Annotated in this window: 16 protein-coding genes; 7 read left to right on the top strand and 9 right to left on the bottom strand. The window is 46.9% G+C overall.

The window, feature by feature from the left end:
• Positions 1-30 precede the first annotated feature (30 nt).
• The 4 genes from FSB84_RS07850 to lptB form a co-directional block, all read right to left on the bottom strand.
• Positions 31-291: a hypothetical protein gene (locus FSB84_RS07850; protein ID WP_130542085.1), complete on the bottom strand. Its 261-nt coding sequence runs from the start codon at positions 289-291 to the stop codon at positions 31-33.
• Positions 292-476: 185 nt separating this feature from the next.
• Positions 477-1,232 carry a 3-oxoacyl-[acyl-carrier-protein] reductase gene (gene fabG / locus FSB84_RS07845; RefSeq protein WP_130542086.1) on the bottom strand — a complete coding sequence of 252 codons (756 nt, stop codon included), beginning with the start codon at positions 1,230-1,232 and terminating at the stop codon, positions 477-479.
• A 167-nt stretch (positions 1,233-1,399) separates the two neighbouring features.
• Positions 1,400-2,917: a GH3 auxin-responsive promoter family protein gene (locus tag FSB84_RS07840; protein WP_225980007.1), complete on the bottom strand. Its 1,518-nt coding sequence runs from the start codon at positions 2,915-2,917 to the stop codon at positions 1,400-1,402.
• 51 nt (positions 2,918-2,968) lie between these two features.
• Complete coding sequence (gene lptB / locus FSB84_RS07835; RefSeq protein ID WP_192909904.1) at positions 2,969-3,754, bottom strand: LPS export ABC transporter ATP-binding protein; 786 nt, start codon at positions 3,752-3,754, stop codon at positions 2,969-2,971.
• 120 nt (positions 3,755-3,874) lie between these two features.
• On the opposite strand from lptB, the gene FSB84_RS07830 reads away from it, so the two are divergent.
• Positions 3,875-4,828, top strand: coding sequence for a methylenetetrahydrofolate reductase (locus tag FSB84_RS07830; RefSeq protein ID WP_130542087.1), 954 nt, complete (start codon positions 3,875-3,877; stop codon positions 4,826-4,828).
• Positions 4,829-4,952: 124 nt separating this feature from the next.
• Here the strand turns inward: FSB84_RS07830 and FSB84_RS07825 are convergent, their stop codons facing one another.
• The 4 genes from FSB84_RS07825 to FSB84_RS07810 all read right to left on the bottom strand — a co-directional run bounded on the left by FSB84_RS07825 (position 4,953) and on the right by FSB84_RS07810 (position 10,131).
• Positions 4,953-5,651 (bottom strand): porin family protein, encoded by a 699-nt coding sequence (locus FSB84_RS07825; protein ID WP_130542088.1) that lies wholly within the window; start codon positions 5,649-5,651, stop codon positions 4,953-4,955.
• A gap of 230 nt (positions 5,652-5,881) precedes the next feature.
• Positions 5,882-7,834, bottom strand: a complete 1,953-nt coding sequence (locus tag FSB84_RS07820; protein WP_130542089.1) for a peptidylprolyl isomerase — start codon at positions 7,832-7,834, stop codon at positions 5,882-5,884.
• Positions 7,835-7,839: 5 nt separating this feature from the next.
• The gene (locus FSB84_RS07815) at positions 7,840-9,270 is read right to left on the bottom strand and encodes a redoxin domain-containing protein (protein WP_130542090.1); all 1,431 of its coding nucleotides are present in this window, start codon (positions 9,268-9,270) and stop codon (positions 7,840-7,842) included.
• Positions 9,271-9,492: 222 nt separating this feature from the next.
• The gene (locus FSB84_RS07810) at positions 9,493-10,131 is read right to left on the bottom strand and encodes a YceI family protein (RefSeq protein ID WP_130542091.1); all 639 of its coding nucleotides are present in this window, start codon (positions 10,129-10,131) and stop codon (positions 9,493-9,495) included.
• Between the two features lie 230 nt (positions 10,132-10,361).
• On the opposite strand from FSB84_RS07810, the gene FSB84_RS07805 reads away from it, so the two are divergent.
• From FSB84_RS07805 to FSB84_RS07790, 4 genes are all read left to right on the top strand, one after another.
• On the top strand, positions 10,362-11,084 hold the full coding sequence (locus tag FSB84_RS07805; protein ID WP_130542092.1) for a glycosyltransferase family 2 protein: 723 nt from the start codon (positions 10,362-10,364) through the stop codon (positions 11,082-11,084).
• Entirely contained in the window at positions 11,081-11,821 is a 741-nt protein-coding gene (locus FSB84_RS07800) for a class I SAM-dependent methyltransferase (RefSeq protein WP_130542093.1), read from the top strand. Before FSB84_RS07805 ends, FSB84_RS07800 begins: the two co-directional genes overlap by 4 nt.
• An 11-nt stretch (positions 11,822-11,832) precedes the next feature.
• Positions 11,833-13,116, top strand: coding sequence for a hypothetical protein (locus FSB84_RS07795; protein WP_130542094.1), 1,284 nt, complete (start codon positions 11,833-11,835; stop codon positions 13,114-13,116).
• A 93-nt stretch (positions 13,117-13,209) separates the two neighbouring features.
• Positions 13,210-14,466 (top strand): pyridoxal phosphate-dependent aminotransferase, encoded by a 1,257-nt coding sequence (locus FSB84_RS07790; RefSeq protein ID WP_130542095.1) that lies wholly within the window; start codon positions 13,210-13,212, stop codon positions 14,464-14,466.
• A 95-nt stretch (positions 14,467-14,561) separates the two neighbouring features.
• Here the strand turns inward: FSB84_RS07790 and FSB84_RS07785 are convergent, their stop codons facing one another.
• Positions 14,562-14,810: a hypothetical protein gene (locus FSB84_RS07785; protein ID WP_127133106.1), complete on the bottom strand. Its 249-nt coding sequence runs from the start codon at positions 14,808-14,810 to the stop codon at positions 14,562-14,564.
• Positions 14,811-15,300: 490 nt separating this feature from the next.
• Between FSB84_RS07785 and FSB84_RS07780 the strand changes: the two genes are divergently transcribed.
• A complete protein-coding gene (locus tag FSB84_RS07780) occupies positions 15,301-15,783 on the top strand; it encodes a hypothetical protein (RefSeq protein WP_147122093.1) in 483 nt (160 codons plus the stop codon).
• Entirely contained in the window at positions 15,780-16,163 is a 384-nt protein-coding gene (locus FSB84_RS07775) for a glycosyltransferase (RefSeq protein WP_158643812.1), read from the top strand. Before FSB84_RS07780 ends, FSB84_RS07775 begins: the two co-directional genes overlap by 4 nt.
• Positions 16,164-16,178 lie beyond the last annotated feature (15 nt).

Here is a 16,178-nt window from a genome sequence, read left to right as displayed (position 1 = left end):
ATCTCCGTTAATCCAGGTGTTTCATTCCTGTCACCTTCGGCGGGTTTCCGGAAAGATCCATGTAAAGTTCAAGCCAGTGGTTGTTTTTATCGCGTATGACCCTATAACAAGCCACCATCCTTCGGCAGCCACCTGCTTGTATTCATCATCACTTGAGTTGACCAGTTGACTTTCTTCAAGGGTGAGTTCAAAATATTTCGATTTCCTTTTCGATGAAGATGCGCTTACTCCATAGGTGTAACTTATTTTTCCCTGGTACCTGTTCACTACTTCTTCCATGGATTTCATCATATCCGGATCTGGTTTCACATTAGAAAGACCACAGGACAACCCTCCGAGACAAAAGGCAAGCAACAGGCAATAAGGCAGTTTCATTGATTGACGAGTTTATTAGTGGAGGGCTGGTAGTGACTACCTTTCAAATAAAAAAGCAGGGCTTCGTTAACGGCCCTGCTTCAGTATAGTTTTTTATCGATCTAAATATTCAATCCGCCGCAAACGCTCAACACCTGACCAGTAATGTAGGTGCTCATGTCTGAAGCAAGGAACAAAGTAGTGTTGGCAATTTCTTCACCACTTCCGAAACGTCCGAGAGGAATTTTTTCCAGGAATGCCTTGCTGGCGTCTCCATCCTGGAGATAATGCGTCATATCTGTTTCGATGAAACCGGGGGCGATGGCATTGCAACGAATATTCCTGCTACCCAGTTCGTGCGCGATGGATTTTGTAAATCCGATGATACCGGCCTTGCTGGCTGCATAGCTTGCCTGGCCTGCGTTTCCGCGGATACCGATGATGGAGCTCATATTGATGATGCTTCCTTTCTTTGCTTTCATCATGGGGCGGATCACCTGCTTGGTGATATTGAAAACGCTTTTCAGGTTGATGTTCATTACATCGTCCCATTGCTCAGGCGTCATGCGAAGCAGGAGATTGTCTTTGGAGATACCTGCATTGTTCACACAAACGTCGATAGTGCCAAATTCTTTCACCACATCATTCACAAATTGCTCGCTGGCTGCAAAATCGCCGGCATTGCTTTTATAGGCTTTGGCTTTTACACCCAGTGATTCCAGTTTCTGTTGAAGCGCTGCTGCCTTGTCTGCGCTGCTGTCGCTTACATAAGTGAAGGCGATGCTTGCGCCATGTTCGGCCAGTTTCACTGCAATCGCTTCTCCGATACCGCGGGCCGCGCCAGTTACTATAGCAACCTTATTGTCGAGTAGTTTCATGGTTGGTTGAATTTTTATAAAACGAGCACAAATAAAGTGAATTTATGCAATACGTGAGCGAAATAATTATTGTGCAGGGTGGAAGGATTTTGGCTGCGAATGCAGGGGCAGTGCAGGGTTTGTGCAGTCGCTCGCCTCCGGCATGCGACTGGGCACACGCTAACAAATTAGTTGATCCCGGCTAACTGTTTGATCTCTTCCAGATGAGTGCGTTCATTGCTGAGGCGTGGTACTTTGTGCTGGCCTCCCAGTTTGCCCCGGCTTTTAAGCCAGTTGCTGAAAATTCCTTTGGTGAGGGAATGCACGATGGGCATGCGCAGGGCGATATCTTTATGCCGTTTGGCTTCGTAATCGCTGTTGAGGGATTTGAGTGTGGCATCCAGCTCCCTGGTGAAAGCAGCCAGATCATCAGGCTGTTTTTCGAATTCGATCAGCCATTCGTGAGCGCCATTACTGCCTTCGCTGAAATAGACCGGAGCGGCGGTATAATCGTTCACGATGGCGCCGGTGGCGGCAGAAGCTGCAGCAATGGCCTTATCGGTATTGTCTACGATCACTTCTTCCCCAAAAGCATTCATATAATGTTTCAGTCTTCCGCTGACCTTGATACGGAAAGGGTCGAGAGAGGTGAACTGAATGGTATCTCCCAGCAAATACCGCCAGAGTCCGCCATTGGTGCTGATCACGAGGGCATAGTTCTTATTGAGCTCCACTTCGCTGAGACCGATGGTATCGGGGAATTGTTTTCCGTATTCTTCAATCGGCATGAACTCCATGAAGATGCCATGGTCAACAAACAGCAGCATGCCTTCTTCACCTGGTATATCCTGTGCTGCAAAGAAACCTTCACTGGCATTGTACATTTCCAGGTAATTGATCGGCTTACCGATGATCTTTTGGAACTGCTCACGGTAAGGCGTAAATGAAACGCCTCCATGCATGTAGAGTTCCAGGTTGGGCCATACTTCAGCGATGGATTGTTTTCCTGTGATCTCGAGGATCCTGCGGAACAGCACCAACGTCCAGGTAGGCACTCCGGAGATAGAAGTCACATTCTCACGGATCGTGCTCTGGGCCAGCATTTCGATCTTGCTTTCCCATTCGTCCATCAATGCAATACTTAGATCAGGTACACGCAGCCAGTTACCCCAGAATGGGGTGTTCTGCAGGAGCACTGCACTGAGGTCTCCGTATTGCGCTTCATGATTCAGAGGATTGATGGTATGACTGCCACCCAGCACCAGTCCCTTTCCTGTGAGCAGGTCGGAGTCGGGTTTGAACTGATAGTACATTGTCAGCACGTCTTTGGCGGCTTTGTAGTGACCGTCTTCCAGGCTTTCATCGCTGACGGGAATGAATTTGCTTTTGTCTGAAGTGGTGCCGCTGCTTTTGGCAAACCAGTAGATGGGGGTGTTCCAGAGAATATTCTGTTCACCTTCCATGATGCGCTGGATATAAGGCTTCATGTCCTCATACTCATGCACAGGAACGGTCTGTTTGAAAGAGCGGATATTGAAGAGCGTGGAGAAATTGTATTTCTTGCCGAATTCGGTGTATTGCGCTGCAGTTACGAGGTCCTGCAATACTTCCCTTTGCGCGTCCTGCGGATGGGTTTTCCATCCTTCAATGCGCCACAGTCTCATGCGGGCCAGCGATGATATGGCAGGCGACAATAGTTTCACCATCGGCAAAATAAAGAATTTACAGGAATTGACAGGTAAGTTTCAGCAAGGCTGTTATTGTTTATTCTCACCAATGATAGACCTGAGGGCTTCTTCGTGAAGGTAATCCTTACGTTTCAGCTCGAAGTTCCTACCGAGATAGAGCCTGCGCACCTGTTCATCATCGGCCAGTTCTTCAGCAGTTCCATGTTTGAAGATCTTACCGTCGATCAGCAGGTAGGCGCGATCACAGATACTCAGGGTTTCGTTTACGTTATGGTCAGTGATGAGGATTCCGATATTCTTGTACTTGAGGCGTGCCACCACTCCCTGGATATCTTCCACGGCAATGGGGTCCACACCGGCGAATGGCTCATCCAGCAGTATGAATTTAGGATCCACAGCCAGTGCACGGGCAATCTCTGTTCTTCTTCTTTCACCACCCGAGAGACTGTCTCCATTGTTCTTGCGTACGTGATGGAGGCGGAATTCATCCAGCAGGCTTTCCAGTTTTTCGCGTTGTTGGGCTTTGGTGAGCCTGGTCATTTCCAGTACAGCCTTGATATTGTCTTCCACACTCAGTTTGCGGAAAACAGAGGCTTCCTGGGGAAGATAACCGATCCCGAGCTGCGCCCTTTTATACATGGGGAGCTTCGTGATCTCCTCATTGTCGAGGAATACCTGGCCTTCGTCGGGCTTGATCAAACCTACTACCATGTAGAAGGTAGTTGTCTTTCCCGCTCCGTTAGGACCCAGCAGACCCACGATCTCTCCCTGCTTAACCTGTACGGATACATGGTTCACAACGGTACGGCCGCCATAGATCTTTACCAGTTCTTTAGTGTGAATTTCGCTGATCAAGTGTTACGTTATTTGTACAAAAATACTCATCCCAATCCAAATACCTTTCGCATACCGGAATTTAACAGCTATTTGCCATCCGGATTTCCTTACATATGTTTGCAGGCCAATTAACCACTCATGAAAGTAATTGATCATATCAAACAGGCTAAAGATACCCTGATTTCCTTTGAGATCCTTCCCCCTTTGAAAGGGAAGACCATCAATTCTATCTACGACCACCTGGACCCGCTGATGGAATTCAAGCCTGCATACATCAATGTTACTTATCACAGGAGCGAGCACGTGTTCAAAAAGAAGGCCGATGGCACTTTCGATAAAGTGGAAGTGCGCAAGCGCCCTGGCACTGTAGGCATCTGCGCCGCCATCATGAACTATTATAAAGTAGATGCAGTCCCTCACCTCATTTGCGGTGGTTTCAACAAACGTGAAACGGAAGACGCCCTGATTGACCTGAATTTTATTGGAGTAGACAATGTGCTGGTGCTCCGCGGTGATGCAGCCAAGAATGAAACCACTTTCGAACCAGAGATCGGTGGTAACCGTTATGCACTCGACCTGCTGAAACAAGTGATCAATCTCAATAACGGTATCTACCTCGAAGAAGATATCCGCGATGGCTTCCGCACCAATTTCTGTATCGGCGTAGCGGGCTATCCTGAAAAACATTTCGAAGCCCCCAATCTTCAGACGGATCTCGCTTACCTTAAAGCCAAAGTTGAATCCGGCGCTGAATATGTGGTAACGCAAATGTTCTTCGATAACCAGAAATATTTCAATTTCGTGAAAGCCTGCCGCGAAGCCGGCATCGATATTCCTATCATCCCGGGCCTGAAACCCATCACCAGCAAGAAACAACTGAGTGTGATCCCCCGCACTTTCCATGTAGACATTCCAACTGATTTCAGCAACGAGATCATGAAATGCAAAACAGATACGGATGTTGAACAGGTAGGAACAGAATGGTTACTGCAACAATCAAAAGAGCTGAAAGCGGCCGGCGTTCCTGTGCTGCATTACTACACACTCGGCAAGCCCAAAGTGATCTACAACGCAGTGAAAAAACTCGTTTAATAAATAGCTCATACTATAAAGGCTTCTACCGGAACTGAATAACAACACTATTGTTGTAATTCGTTTACCCGGCAGAAGCCTTTGCTTTTGCATCGTGGTTCTTCAATTATTTCTTACAGTTTTTCTATAAACCAATACCTACTGAAAGACTGAGCACCCTGTGCTTGTTCTTGTTGTCTTCACCATTGTCTGCGCCAGATTGCAGTTTGGTTAAACCTAAACCATAATTAACCTGCACCAGGAATTTGTTCAGGATCAAACCGGCAGTGGCATTGAGACCGAAATCGAAACGGCGCATCACGCCAAGGCCGGCGCCTTCTTCTTCATTGAATGTGGTAGGATCGTCATTGCTGAATTCGATATTGTCTTTACGACTGTATTCCACTCCAAGCACCTTTCCTTCGATCTTTCTTTTACCACCAACACCCAATGCCGCATATGGGCCTGCGCCTACAAAGAGTTGTGAGTTGGTTTCCAGAGGGATCTTAAACACCGCATTCACTGGTAATTCTACATACAGGGGATTAGTGGTCGCTTTGTAATAATTGTTGTCTGATGAATTACCATTCTGGATCTTGGAACCCTTGCCTGTAAACAACAATCCGGGTTGAATAGCAAAAAACTGACCTACAGGAAGGTCTGCCATTAAACCTACGTGAAAGCTGGCCAATGTGTTGGCATCATCCACTTCACCGTCGTTATTCTTTGAAATGTTGGCGAGGTTCAAACCGCCTTTTACGAATACTTTGCTCTGTTGTGCCATTGCAGCCATACTGAGCGAACAGGCAGCTACAATAATGATCAATTGTTTCATCCGTTTCATACGCTAAAATTTAAGTACAACATTCTCTTAAAAAAAACTGTGCCAACCAGCAAATCTTAACTTAATCAAAGCTTAAGATGTTGCTATAACTGTACAAAAAAAACAACAGAAGATGAAAATAACATGAAGACAGAAAAACCCGGAATGGGACAGTATTGCAGCGATATTTCCAAACAAAAAGCCGCAATGTATGCATTACATTGCGGCCCTATATGTAAAACAGCTATTTGTTATTGCCTCGGGAGCGAACTCACTACCTTCTCTTTGATCTTAACGGGGTATTTCTTCTTCAGTTCATTGATCCATTTCTCTTCCAGCATCAACTGGTAATCATTTACGATAAATCCACGGGCGTCAGCAAAGCTGCGCGGACTCTTATCCCTGTATACCTTTATTATATATGCGAAAGTGATGGTGTTGTCGGCTTCATTCTTCACATTGGCTGTTATCAGGCCATCGGTGAAATTGGTGCGCTCAAAAACCGGTATCTGCCCCAGTTCAAATCTTCCGGAATCCGCCTGCAGGTTGCCATTGCTGTTTTCTGAAATCGCTTTCCAATCCCCGGGATTGGTTTCCAGTTTTTTCCTGGCGTCTTCCGCTGCAGCTGCACTGTTGGCTGTGAAGATCACGGCATCAGCGCTCGCTTCCCACCAGTATTTATCCTTGTTGGTTTCGTAGTAACGTTGAAGGCCAACCGAATCGGAGCTGGCCACATCCCAGATCTTCCTTTGCATGATCTCGAACAAGAGATTGCCTTCTTTGAATTCGTGCAGCTGATATGCGAATTCAGGATTATAGTTTTCCAGGTGATCGCGGTAATAGTCGAAGATGGTCCTTTCGCTGAATGTTTCAAATAATTGACTGGCTGGCAGGTGTCTCATATTCTCCAGGCGGAACATGGATTCAAGGAATTCCTTCCAGTCACTGAACCTGTACACCCGATCCTTCACCAGGAAGAGTGCCGGATTTTCTTTCAGGTAAGAACCTTCTTTTGGATTCCTGTTTTGCAGGAGGCTGTCGCCATATGCAATCACCTGCGGCATGGGAGCGGTAGAGAGTTGTTTGAAAAGTACATCCTTCCTGATCTTATCATAGAGGATATTCTTTGCCACATTCATTCTGTCGCTTTGCAACACCTGTGTGCGAAGCGATTCCTGGAATATTTTATCATTCAGATCCCCGGGCAGCGGACTGCGTTTGATCCTTTTGATGATATGTACGCCATAGTCGGTTTCGAAGGGAGCGCTTACCTCCCCGTCTTTATCCAGCGCAAAAGCAGCCTGCTCAAATGCAGGCGCGTAGCGGCCTACGCCGAATTCCATTATTTCACCTCCGGACTGGTAAGTGGTATTGTCTGTACTGTACATCAGGGCCAGTTCTTTGAAATCGGCGCCATTGTTCAATACGATTATCAGCGAGTCCGCTTTTTTGCGACTGGCTGCTTTTTGTTGGTCCGTTGCTTCGGGAGGATAGCCAAGCAGGATTTGCGCAACGGTCACTTTACCGATGGCAGGTCTTTCAGCCAGGTTCTTGAAAATATGGAAACCGATCTGAGAGCGCACGATCGCAGAAGTCTTACCAGGTGCAGTAGCATACACGGCATTCTCCATTGCGTAGGGCAACACCAGCGCTGTGATATAACCGATAGTTCCTTTATTGCTCTTTACGGCAGGGTCTTCGGAAACCTGAAGGGCCAGCTGAGCAAAATCTTCCCCGTTCTGTAACCTTTGCTGAATGTTTTTGATTTTCTCTTCTGCACGGGCAATCACTTCTGCAGACGCATGTTCATCGGCAGCCACGAAAATATGGGCCACTGAGATATCTTTCTTCAGTCGATCCGCAGCTTCCTTGATGAGAATATTCACGCTGGCATCATCATTCATGTAATTGTCCACAACCTGGTTACGGAAGCCGGTTAGTTCGGCCAGCTGCGCCGGAAGCGTGTCCAGGCGCTGATCATAGGCCGCCTGTACTTTCAGTTTGAAGCGGGTATACAGATCCAGGTAATCACGATAGGATTTATCAGTTGGCTGTTCCGCAGTATTGTTCTTATTGTAAGCCTTGAGGAATTCCTCTTTGCTTACGGGCTTTCCACCAAAGGTGAAGATCGTTTGCGCCAGTCCGGTAGCAGTACTGCCGATAATGAGGGCAGCGGTTGCAAGGGCTTTCGGAGAAGGTCTCATTTGGATCAGTTGGTATTTGATTTCTTTAGTTTAAGGTCGATGATTTCATTCAGCTGGAGGTAGTCAAGTTTTTTGGCTACGATCCGTTTGTCTTTATCCAACAGGTACAGCATCGGCGTTTGGAATACATCGTAGAGCTGGCGGTAGGACGGCTGTCCGGCCGACTGCTCGGCTTCCTGCTGCGCCGGCAACTGGTAAACGTGTATCCAGTCTTTAAGATTGTTGTCGCGGATGTACTTTGTCCAGAGATCTTTTCCTCCATCCACCATCACGCCGTACACTTTGATGCCCTGAGCTTTCCATTTGGCCTGGAAGATGGAATCCACTTTGGGCACTACTTCCTTGCAATGGCTGCAGGTAGGATCCCAGAAGCAGAGCACGATCATTTCACCTTTCACATCATAGAGATTGGCAGGACGGCCGGAAGTATCTACCATTTTCATATTGGCGGCAGGCAGCCCCAGTTGATTGGCCATGAGACTGTAGGCCCGCTTGGTCATATATTCTTTGTACTCTTTGGAAAAGAAATCAGCTTCGCCGGTATTGATGAACTTCTCGAAGAGGTGCACAAACACTGCATCCTGGCCCATGTATTTGGGGTTGATGTATTGCTGCACGAATTTCACCATCAGGAATTTGTACATCTCTTTACCCGAGCGGGCGTAGAGCAACATATAATCCACTTCAGGTTTGATGGAATCCGGATCGGGTGATACCAGCCTGTCATAGTATTTATCCAGTTTGCTTTCAAAGAAGGGTGTGCGCACCAGGCGATCATCGTTGAATTCCACTCCATCCCAAAAATTGTCTTTGAAGTAACGATAGGCGAAATTGGAATCGTATTTTCCACCGGGATGTTTTGAAGCGGGAGGGATCACTGGTTCCTTCATGGCCTGCAACAAAGCAGCAAGCAAGGATTCAGGATGCTTGTCAATGAGGCTGTCGCGGTAGTGCTGCATGGTTTCGTTCAGCTTCTTTACTTTGTCTTCCACTGCTTTCTTGTTGGTGGCAGTGGCCATTTCTCCATTGGCCTTATGAATGGCTGTGCCGGTCTGGTTGGCAAATCTGGTGTACTGCTGAAAAAGCGCATTATCTTTTGAGCCTTTAAAAACCACGCCGGACGGGAGCTGTGTGGTATCCGCCTCGATGGTGAACTGCTGCTCCTTGTCCAGCAGCAATTCAAACAGTATTTGCCTGGAAGGGGAAACGATGAAGTAAATACCGCCGGGCAGGGCCGTCGTTCCTTTGAAGCTTCCCTGGCTATTGCCGTCCAGCACTGCGGAATCCGCCAGCGCTTTCAGTTTACCATAGTAGTAACCGAGGTACACTTTTTCATTTTTGTAGGGCTTGAGGGTGAGGCCGATATTATAACCCTGCTGGCTAAACGCAGCAGCTATGGTCAGGGACAATAGTGAGGATAACAACAATTTTTTCATGGTATCGATAATCAAACAGGCTCTAATATATTAAAAAATAAACAGTTGGCTTGTTAAGCAGTTGCGAAGATACCGTATATCATGGAGCAGTCGCTCGTCCCCGGCGACTGGCTAATATTAGTTCGCCTCCGGCGAGCCAATCGGGTGTAACTCCTGGTTGGTCGGCGGAGGCGATAAAAAAATAACTCACTCGCCGGAGGCGGGCAAGAAGCAGCTGCGAAACTATTGTTTTGCTTCGTTGAGCTCGATGTTCACAGTAACTTCCACGTCTTTACCTACAGCCAGGCCGCCGGCTTCGGTCATACGGTTCCATTTCAGACCGAATTCAAAGCGGTCGATGCTGGTCTTGGCCTTGAAACCCGCTTTGGCGCCACGTCCGCTGGCGATGGTACCACCATAGGTTACATCAAAACTAACAGGCTTGGTGATGTCGCGAACAGTCAGATTGCCTTCGAGCTTATACTTATTCCCACCCTGTGGTTTGAAGGCGGTGCTTTCAAATTTTATCTGGGGAAACTTCTCTGCGTTGAAGAAATCATCGCCTTTTAAGTGTTTATCCCTATTCTCATTATCAGTATTGATGGAGTTAACATCAATTGTAAAGTTTATTTTCGCGTCGGAAAAATCGGCTTTCTCAGCAACGAAAGTGCCGTCGAAGGATTTAAATGAGCCCTCAGCTTCAGAAACCACCATATGGGTAACGGTGAAACGGATATTGGAATGTGATTTATCCAAAACCCATTTGGTTGCAACGTTTTGAGCGTTTGTGGTTGTCAGTGATGCTGGAGCAGATTTTCTGAATGCGGAGAAGAAAATGCCCGAAGCTGCAAGTAAGGCAGCGGATAAAACCAGTTTTTTCATGTTTGGTTCGATTTAGCGTTTAGACATTAATAAAGATAGAGAATATTTTATGTTAGAAAAATTTTATAGATTTAAGCCCTCTGGCTTTTCTTCCAGTATCAGTTCCTGATTGCCGCCTTTGCCAATTCCCTGTTCAATAACTCATGAATACCATAGACGATGATTCCATCGTTTATCCTGTAATATTTATCATCATTTTGATAATCACCTTAAATCATTGACGAGAAAAAATGAACTTCCAAAAACTCTCCATTGTAATTCCAGCTTACAACGAAGGAGCCACTATTCACCTGATCCTGGACCGGATCGCGGCAGTAAAACTATTGAACGATATCGAAAAAGAAGTGATCATCGTTAATGATTGTTCGAGGGATAATACTGTGGAAGCCGTTCAGGCATATATGTCTGCGCACCCTGATCAGAATATCCGGTTCATCAATCACGAAGTGAACAAAGGCAAAGGCGCCGCGCTTCATACCGGCATTGCACATGCCACCGGAGATTATACTATCATACAGGATGCCGATCTCGAATATGATCCTGAAGAATACAATGTGCTGATCCATCCCATTTTCCGTGGAAATGCAGACGTGGTATTCGGCAGCCGCTTCCTTGGAGGGAATTCACACCGTATCCTTTTCTTCTGGCACTCCATTGGTAACAAGTTCCTGACCATGCTCAGCAATATGTTCACCAATTTAAACCTGACAGACATGGAAACCTGTTATAAAATGTTCCGTACCCCCATTATTCAATCGATCAAATTGAAGGAAAACCGATTCGGGTTCGAGCCGGAAGTTACCGCCAAAGTGTCCCGTATCAAAGACATCCGTATATATGAAGTAGGTATTTCGTACTACGGTCGTACTTATGCAGAAGGCAAGAAGATCAACTGGAAAGACGGGTTCCGCGCCATCTATTGCATTTTGAAGTATAACCTGTTCAGCAGATGACAGGTTTCGAAGATTTGCAGCATACGGACCCGGCAGGTTTGGAAACCCTGGAACAATTTGCGCAGGCCAAACAATTCAACCGCTGGCTTTATGATGCCATTGCTCCCTGGTGCCGCGGGGAAGTACTGGAAGTTGGCAGCGGCATCGGCAACCTGTCTGCTTTTTTTCTTGACCATGGCCTCACTCTAACAGCCACAGACCTGCGAAAAGAATATTGCCACCTGTTACAGAAACAATTCGGGAACCATCCCGGTCTGCAGCAGGTGGTGAACCTGGACCTGGTAGCGCCCGACTTCAATACCAGGTATTCCGCCCTCTCCAATTCCTTTGATACCGTTGTTGCCCTCAATGTGGTGGAACATATCCGGAACGACGATCTGGCCATTGCCCATTGCCACCAAATGCTGAAGCCCGGGGGGAATGCAGTGATACTGGTGCCGGCTTATCAATGGCTCTATAATCCGTTCGACAAAGAGCTCGGCCATTTCAAGCGTTACAGTGCGAAACGTCTTTCCGGTTTATTGGAAAGGCAGGGGTTTGAAGTGACCAATACAAGGTATTTCAATGCAGCAGGCATCTTCGGATGGTGGCTGAGTGGCAGCCTGCTCCGTAAAAAGATCATCCCCGCCAGCCAGCTCAAGACCTTCAACAAGCTCGTGCCCTTATTCAGACTGATAGACCAGATTACCTTTCACCGGCTGGGCCTCTCCGTTATAGCCATCGGCCGGAAAAAATAAACCCTTCAACTATGACAAGCATCCAACCAACCCCAAGCACCGGCACCACCAGGATCCTGCGGGGATTGTTCACCGTTATGGCCCTGGCTTACCTGGCTGCCTGTTTCACCCCACTGCATATCCATTTCGATTCCATCCGGTATTATAATATCAAAGACTGCCTGGAATATGGCTGCCCGCCGGATTCCTTCGCCGCTACCGATTACCTGCCTTATGGATATACGGCACTGTTGATCGGCCTTTCCAAGCTGGGCATACTGAACGGGTTCTTCATCGTTTTCGTAAACTGCATCTATCTGTTCCTGGGTATCTGGTTTGTAAGGAAGCTGTTCAGTGAACAGCTTTCCCCTTTTCTATTTTATTCGCTGGTGCTTTTCAACTGGACGGTGATCAAGTTCTCCACGCATCCTCTCTCCGAGATGCAATACATTTTCTTCTCCTGCTCCTCTTTGTACTGTTTTCATCTTTATACAAAACAAAAAGGATACAAATGGCTGATCCTTGCATTCCTGTTGGGTTTCCTCACATTGCTCACCAGGACCGTAGGTATTTCACTGATCCCCGCACTGGTACTGGGTGTGGTATACCAGCACAGGGCTGAGATCAGCCGGATCATCCGAAAGAATAAACTGGTGATCGTTGCAATTATAGTTGTGCTGGCTATCCTGGCCTTCTTTGCCAAACAACTCAAGATCATGGATTATACCAGCCTCCTGAAAACATCGATGGGCAAAGGCGCGGGCTCTTTCTTTGCTGAAAACCTGAAGAACCATTTACAGGAACTCGGCGAAGTGTTTGTGAATATGCCTGCTTCCAAACTGATGGGCTATCTGCCCGGCGCAGCTGGCCCTGCTTTGTTCGTAATGCTGGGAGTGGCCATACTGATCTGGCTCTTCTGGGTCCTGTTCTCAAAACGAAGCGGCATTCCTTTCTATATCAAAATGTACCTGGTGTTCTATGCTTTCATAATCATCAACTGGCCTTATTATGATCCCCGGTTCTGGGTACCGGTTCTGCCTTTGATCATCGCCGTGCTTTTGCACACACCTTTTAATAGCAAGCCCTGGCTGAAATCACTGAGCAGGGTATACCTGGGCTTCTACCTGATGCTAGGTATCATCGCTGCGATCTATTCACTTAAAACAGGATTGAATAAAGAGGAATTTGCGAAAAAGCAGGCAAACGGCGTATACAGAAATGAATACGAGACCCATTTCTTCGGGAAGCCTTTGAGCGATACAGCAGTGCACCTTGACCAGAATGTGGTTGACATCCTGAATAAGTACGATAAGTAGCTCAAAAGGCAGATTCATCAATATTTTCGGAATTAACTAACGAGCGTTAATTTTTAACCGGGTCCCAATAGAGAGTTTTATTATTTTTGCCTCATGAAACTCAGTCATCTTTCGGAAACCCTGATCGGGTCAGAGATCGTGAAACTTGGAGGCGAGATCAAAGAAAAGATACGCCAGGGCGAAAAGATCTACAATTTTACTGTAGGCGATTTCGACCCCTCTATCTTCCCCATCCCTGCTCAACTGCAGCAAGAGATCATCGATGCATACCGCAATCATTTTACCAACTATCCCGCCGCTGAAGGTAACCTTGACCTCCGTGAGGCTGTGGCTGCTTTCATCAAAGAAAGGGAGCAGATCCATTACTCACATGCCGAGATCCTGATCGCTGCCGGTGGAAGGCCGCTGATCTACAGCTTGTTCAGGGCTATCGTGGATAAAGGTGATAAAGTTGTGTATGCAGTGCCATCCTGGAATAATAATCACTATGCACATTTCGTAGGAGCCGAGCACGTTTTGGTGGAAGCCACTCCGGAGAACAATTTCATGCCTACTGTGGAGCAGCTCCGCCCTGTTATCAAGGGAGCTACACTCCTGGCACTCTGCTCTCCGCAGAATCCAACCGGCACAACATTTTCCGAGAAGGAACTGACAGCCATCTGCGATATGGTCCTCGAAGAGAATGCCGGCCGTGGTGAGAACGAGAAAAAACTGTATGTGATGTATGACCAGATGTACTGGCATCTTACGTACGGGGATATCCGACATCACAATCCTGTTTCACTCAGACCTGCCATGCAGCAGTACACCATCTTCATCGATGCCATCAGTAAAGTATTTGCCGCTACAGGTGTGCGTGTGGGTTGGGCGATGGGCCCCAAAACAGTGATCGATAAAATGAAGGCCATCCTCAGCCATATCGGCGGATGGGCGCCCATGGCGGAGCAGAAGGCCGTTGCGAAATTCCTTTACAACAAAGAAGCTATCGATCAATACCTGACAGATTTCAAAGCAGCCCTGGAAGCCCGTCTTCGCGGTATCTACAATGGTCTGTCTGATCTGAAGAAAGAAGGATTTGCCGTGGACGCCATTGCTCCGCAGGCTGCTATCTATCTTACCATCAAATTCGATCTGAAAGGCAAGAAGACTGCCGATGGTACTGTATTGGAAAAGCAAAGCGATGTTACCGCCTACCTGCTGAGTGCAGCCAAGCTGGCCGTAGTGCCTTTCTACGCCTTCGGTGCGGAAAAGACTTCACCCTGGTATCGTCTCAGTGTAGGCACCTGCAAAGTGGAGGAGATCCCTGCAATGATCAGTCAACTGCGCAATGCGCTGGCCCAGCTGTCATAAACAATCATTTTTATCTTCAAAATAAAAGCGGGTGTACCAGTAAATGATACACCCGCTTTGTTATTATGGGTATTTCAGGTCAACGTGTATATAAATCAGTTCTTATTGCAGATGAAAACAAACGGCTCCAGTTCTTTCTGGTGGACCAGTTTACGGATATGCCTGGCCGTATGGATCACTTTATATCTGTTCATATCGAACACTTCATGCGCTACGCAGAAGTTGTCGATAGTCTCAAAATGAAAAAGTAACTGGTTGAGCTGTTCCAGTTCATTTTCCATAGCAGCTTCGCTAAGGTGATCGTCTTTCACCAGGACAAGCAAATCGCGATTGGGCGTTTTCATTTCTTATTAGGATTTTTAATAGCCTACAAAACCCCTGTTCAAGCCGCAGCCGCATTTTTTGGATGAGCCTCCCATTTTATTTCCGGCACTGCAACTGACAGCAACAAGACTGATAACAATTAATAACAAAAAAATCATTGGCTTTTTCACAGTTCTCATCATATGGTCTTTACTAAATTAAACTATTTTACGAACAATTTATTATTTGAAATTGACAACTCAGGCTAAATTTAATCCCCATAGTGGAAAACCCCTAGTTTTATTATCCCCATTGGATTGGGGACTGGGTCATACTACGCGCTGTGTGCCTGTAATTCAACATCTTATACACGAAGGCTGCGAAGTGGTCATTGCTTGCAACAGCCAGCAAAAAACCCTTCTGAAAGCCGAATTCCCCCACTTAATTTATCATGATCTGGAAGGCTATGGCATCAGGTACGCAAAAAATCGATGGATAACCATCGTTAGAATTGCGTTCCAGCTACCTAAAATGATGATACGGATAAAAAAGGAGCATCGTTGGTTGAAAAACTTCCTTTCTGCTCATCGGGTGGACGCAATCATCTCCGACAACCGTTTTGGTCTGTATGCGGAACATATTCCCTCCGTTTTCATTACTCATCAATTGGCTATAAAAACCGGACTGGGCCCATGGTTCGACAGCAGGGCCCGCTCGATGAATTACAATCATATCAACCGGTTCTCGGAAGTATGGGTGCCTGATAACCCTCATGGATATTCGATAGCGGGAGAACTGGCAAAACCGGCCATGATGCCTGTTCCACCTGTGAAGTATATTGGAGGGATCAGCAGGTTTGAAAAATGTGATCCTGTTGAAATGCAAGCGGGAGACCTGATCACGCATCCCGTGGATCTGCTCATCATACTTTCAGGCCCGGAACCGCAAAGATCCATCTTCGAGCAAAAGCTGCTGGAACAATTACCTGCATTCAATGGGGGGCTGTACTGGTGAGAGCTCTGCCAGGTAAGCATTCAAAAGGAGAAAAGCTTTTGCCCAATCTTACCAGCTTCGACCATTTGCCTGCGCCTGCATTGAACCGTCTTGTTTGCAAAGCAAAACTGGTGATCAGCCGCTCGGGCTATACCACTGTGATGGACCTTCTCAAAACAAAAAAAAGAAGTATCCTGGTGCCTACTCCCGGGCAGGCCGAACAGGAGTACCTGGCCAGTCACCTCGAAAAAGAAAGACTGGCATGCAGTTTCACGCAAGAGGAATTCAACCTGCAAGCAGCGCTGCAACGCGCTTCAGTATTTCCTTTCCAAACGATTGACGATGATATGCAGTTGTACAAAACTGTGATCAATAACTTTGTTCAGTCTTTGAGAAGCTGATCAATTGCAGGTATC

The organism is Pseudobacter ginsenosidimutans (assembly GCF_007970185.1).
Classification (GTDB): domain Bacteria; phylum Bacteroidota; class Bacteroidia; order Chitinophagales; family Chitinophagaceae; genus Pseudobacter; species Pseudobacter ginsenosidimutans.
Note: the sequence above shows the minus strand (reverse complement) of the source record. Positions and strands in the feature narration are given on the sequence as shown.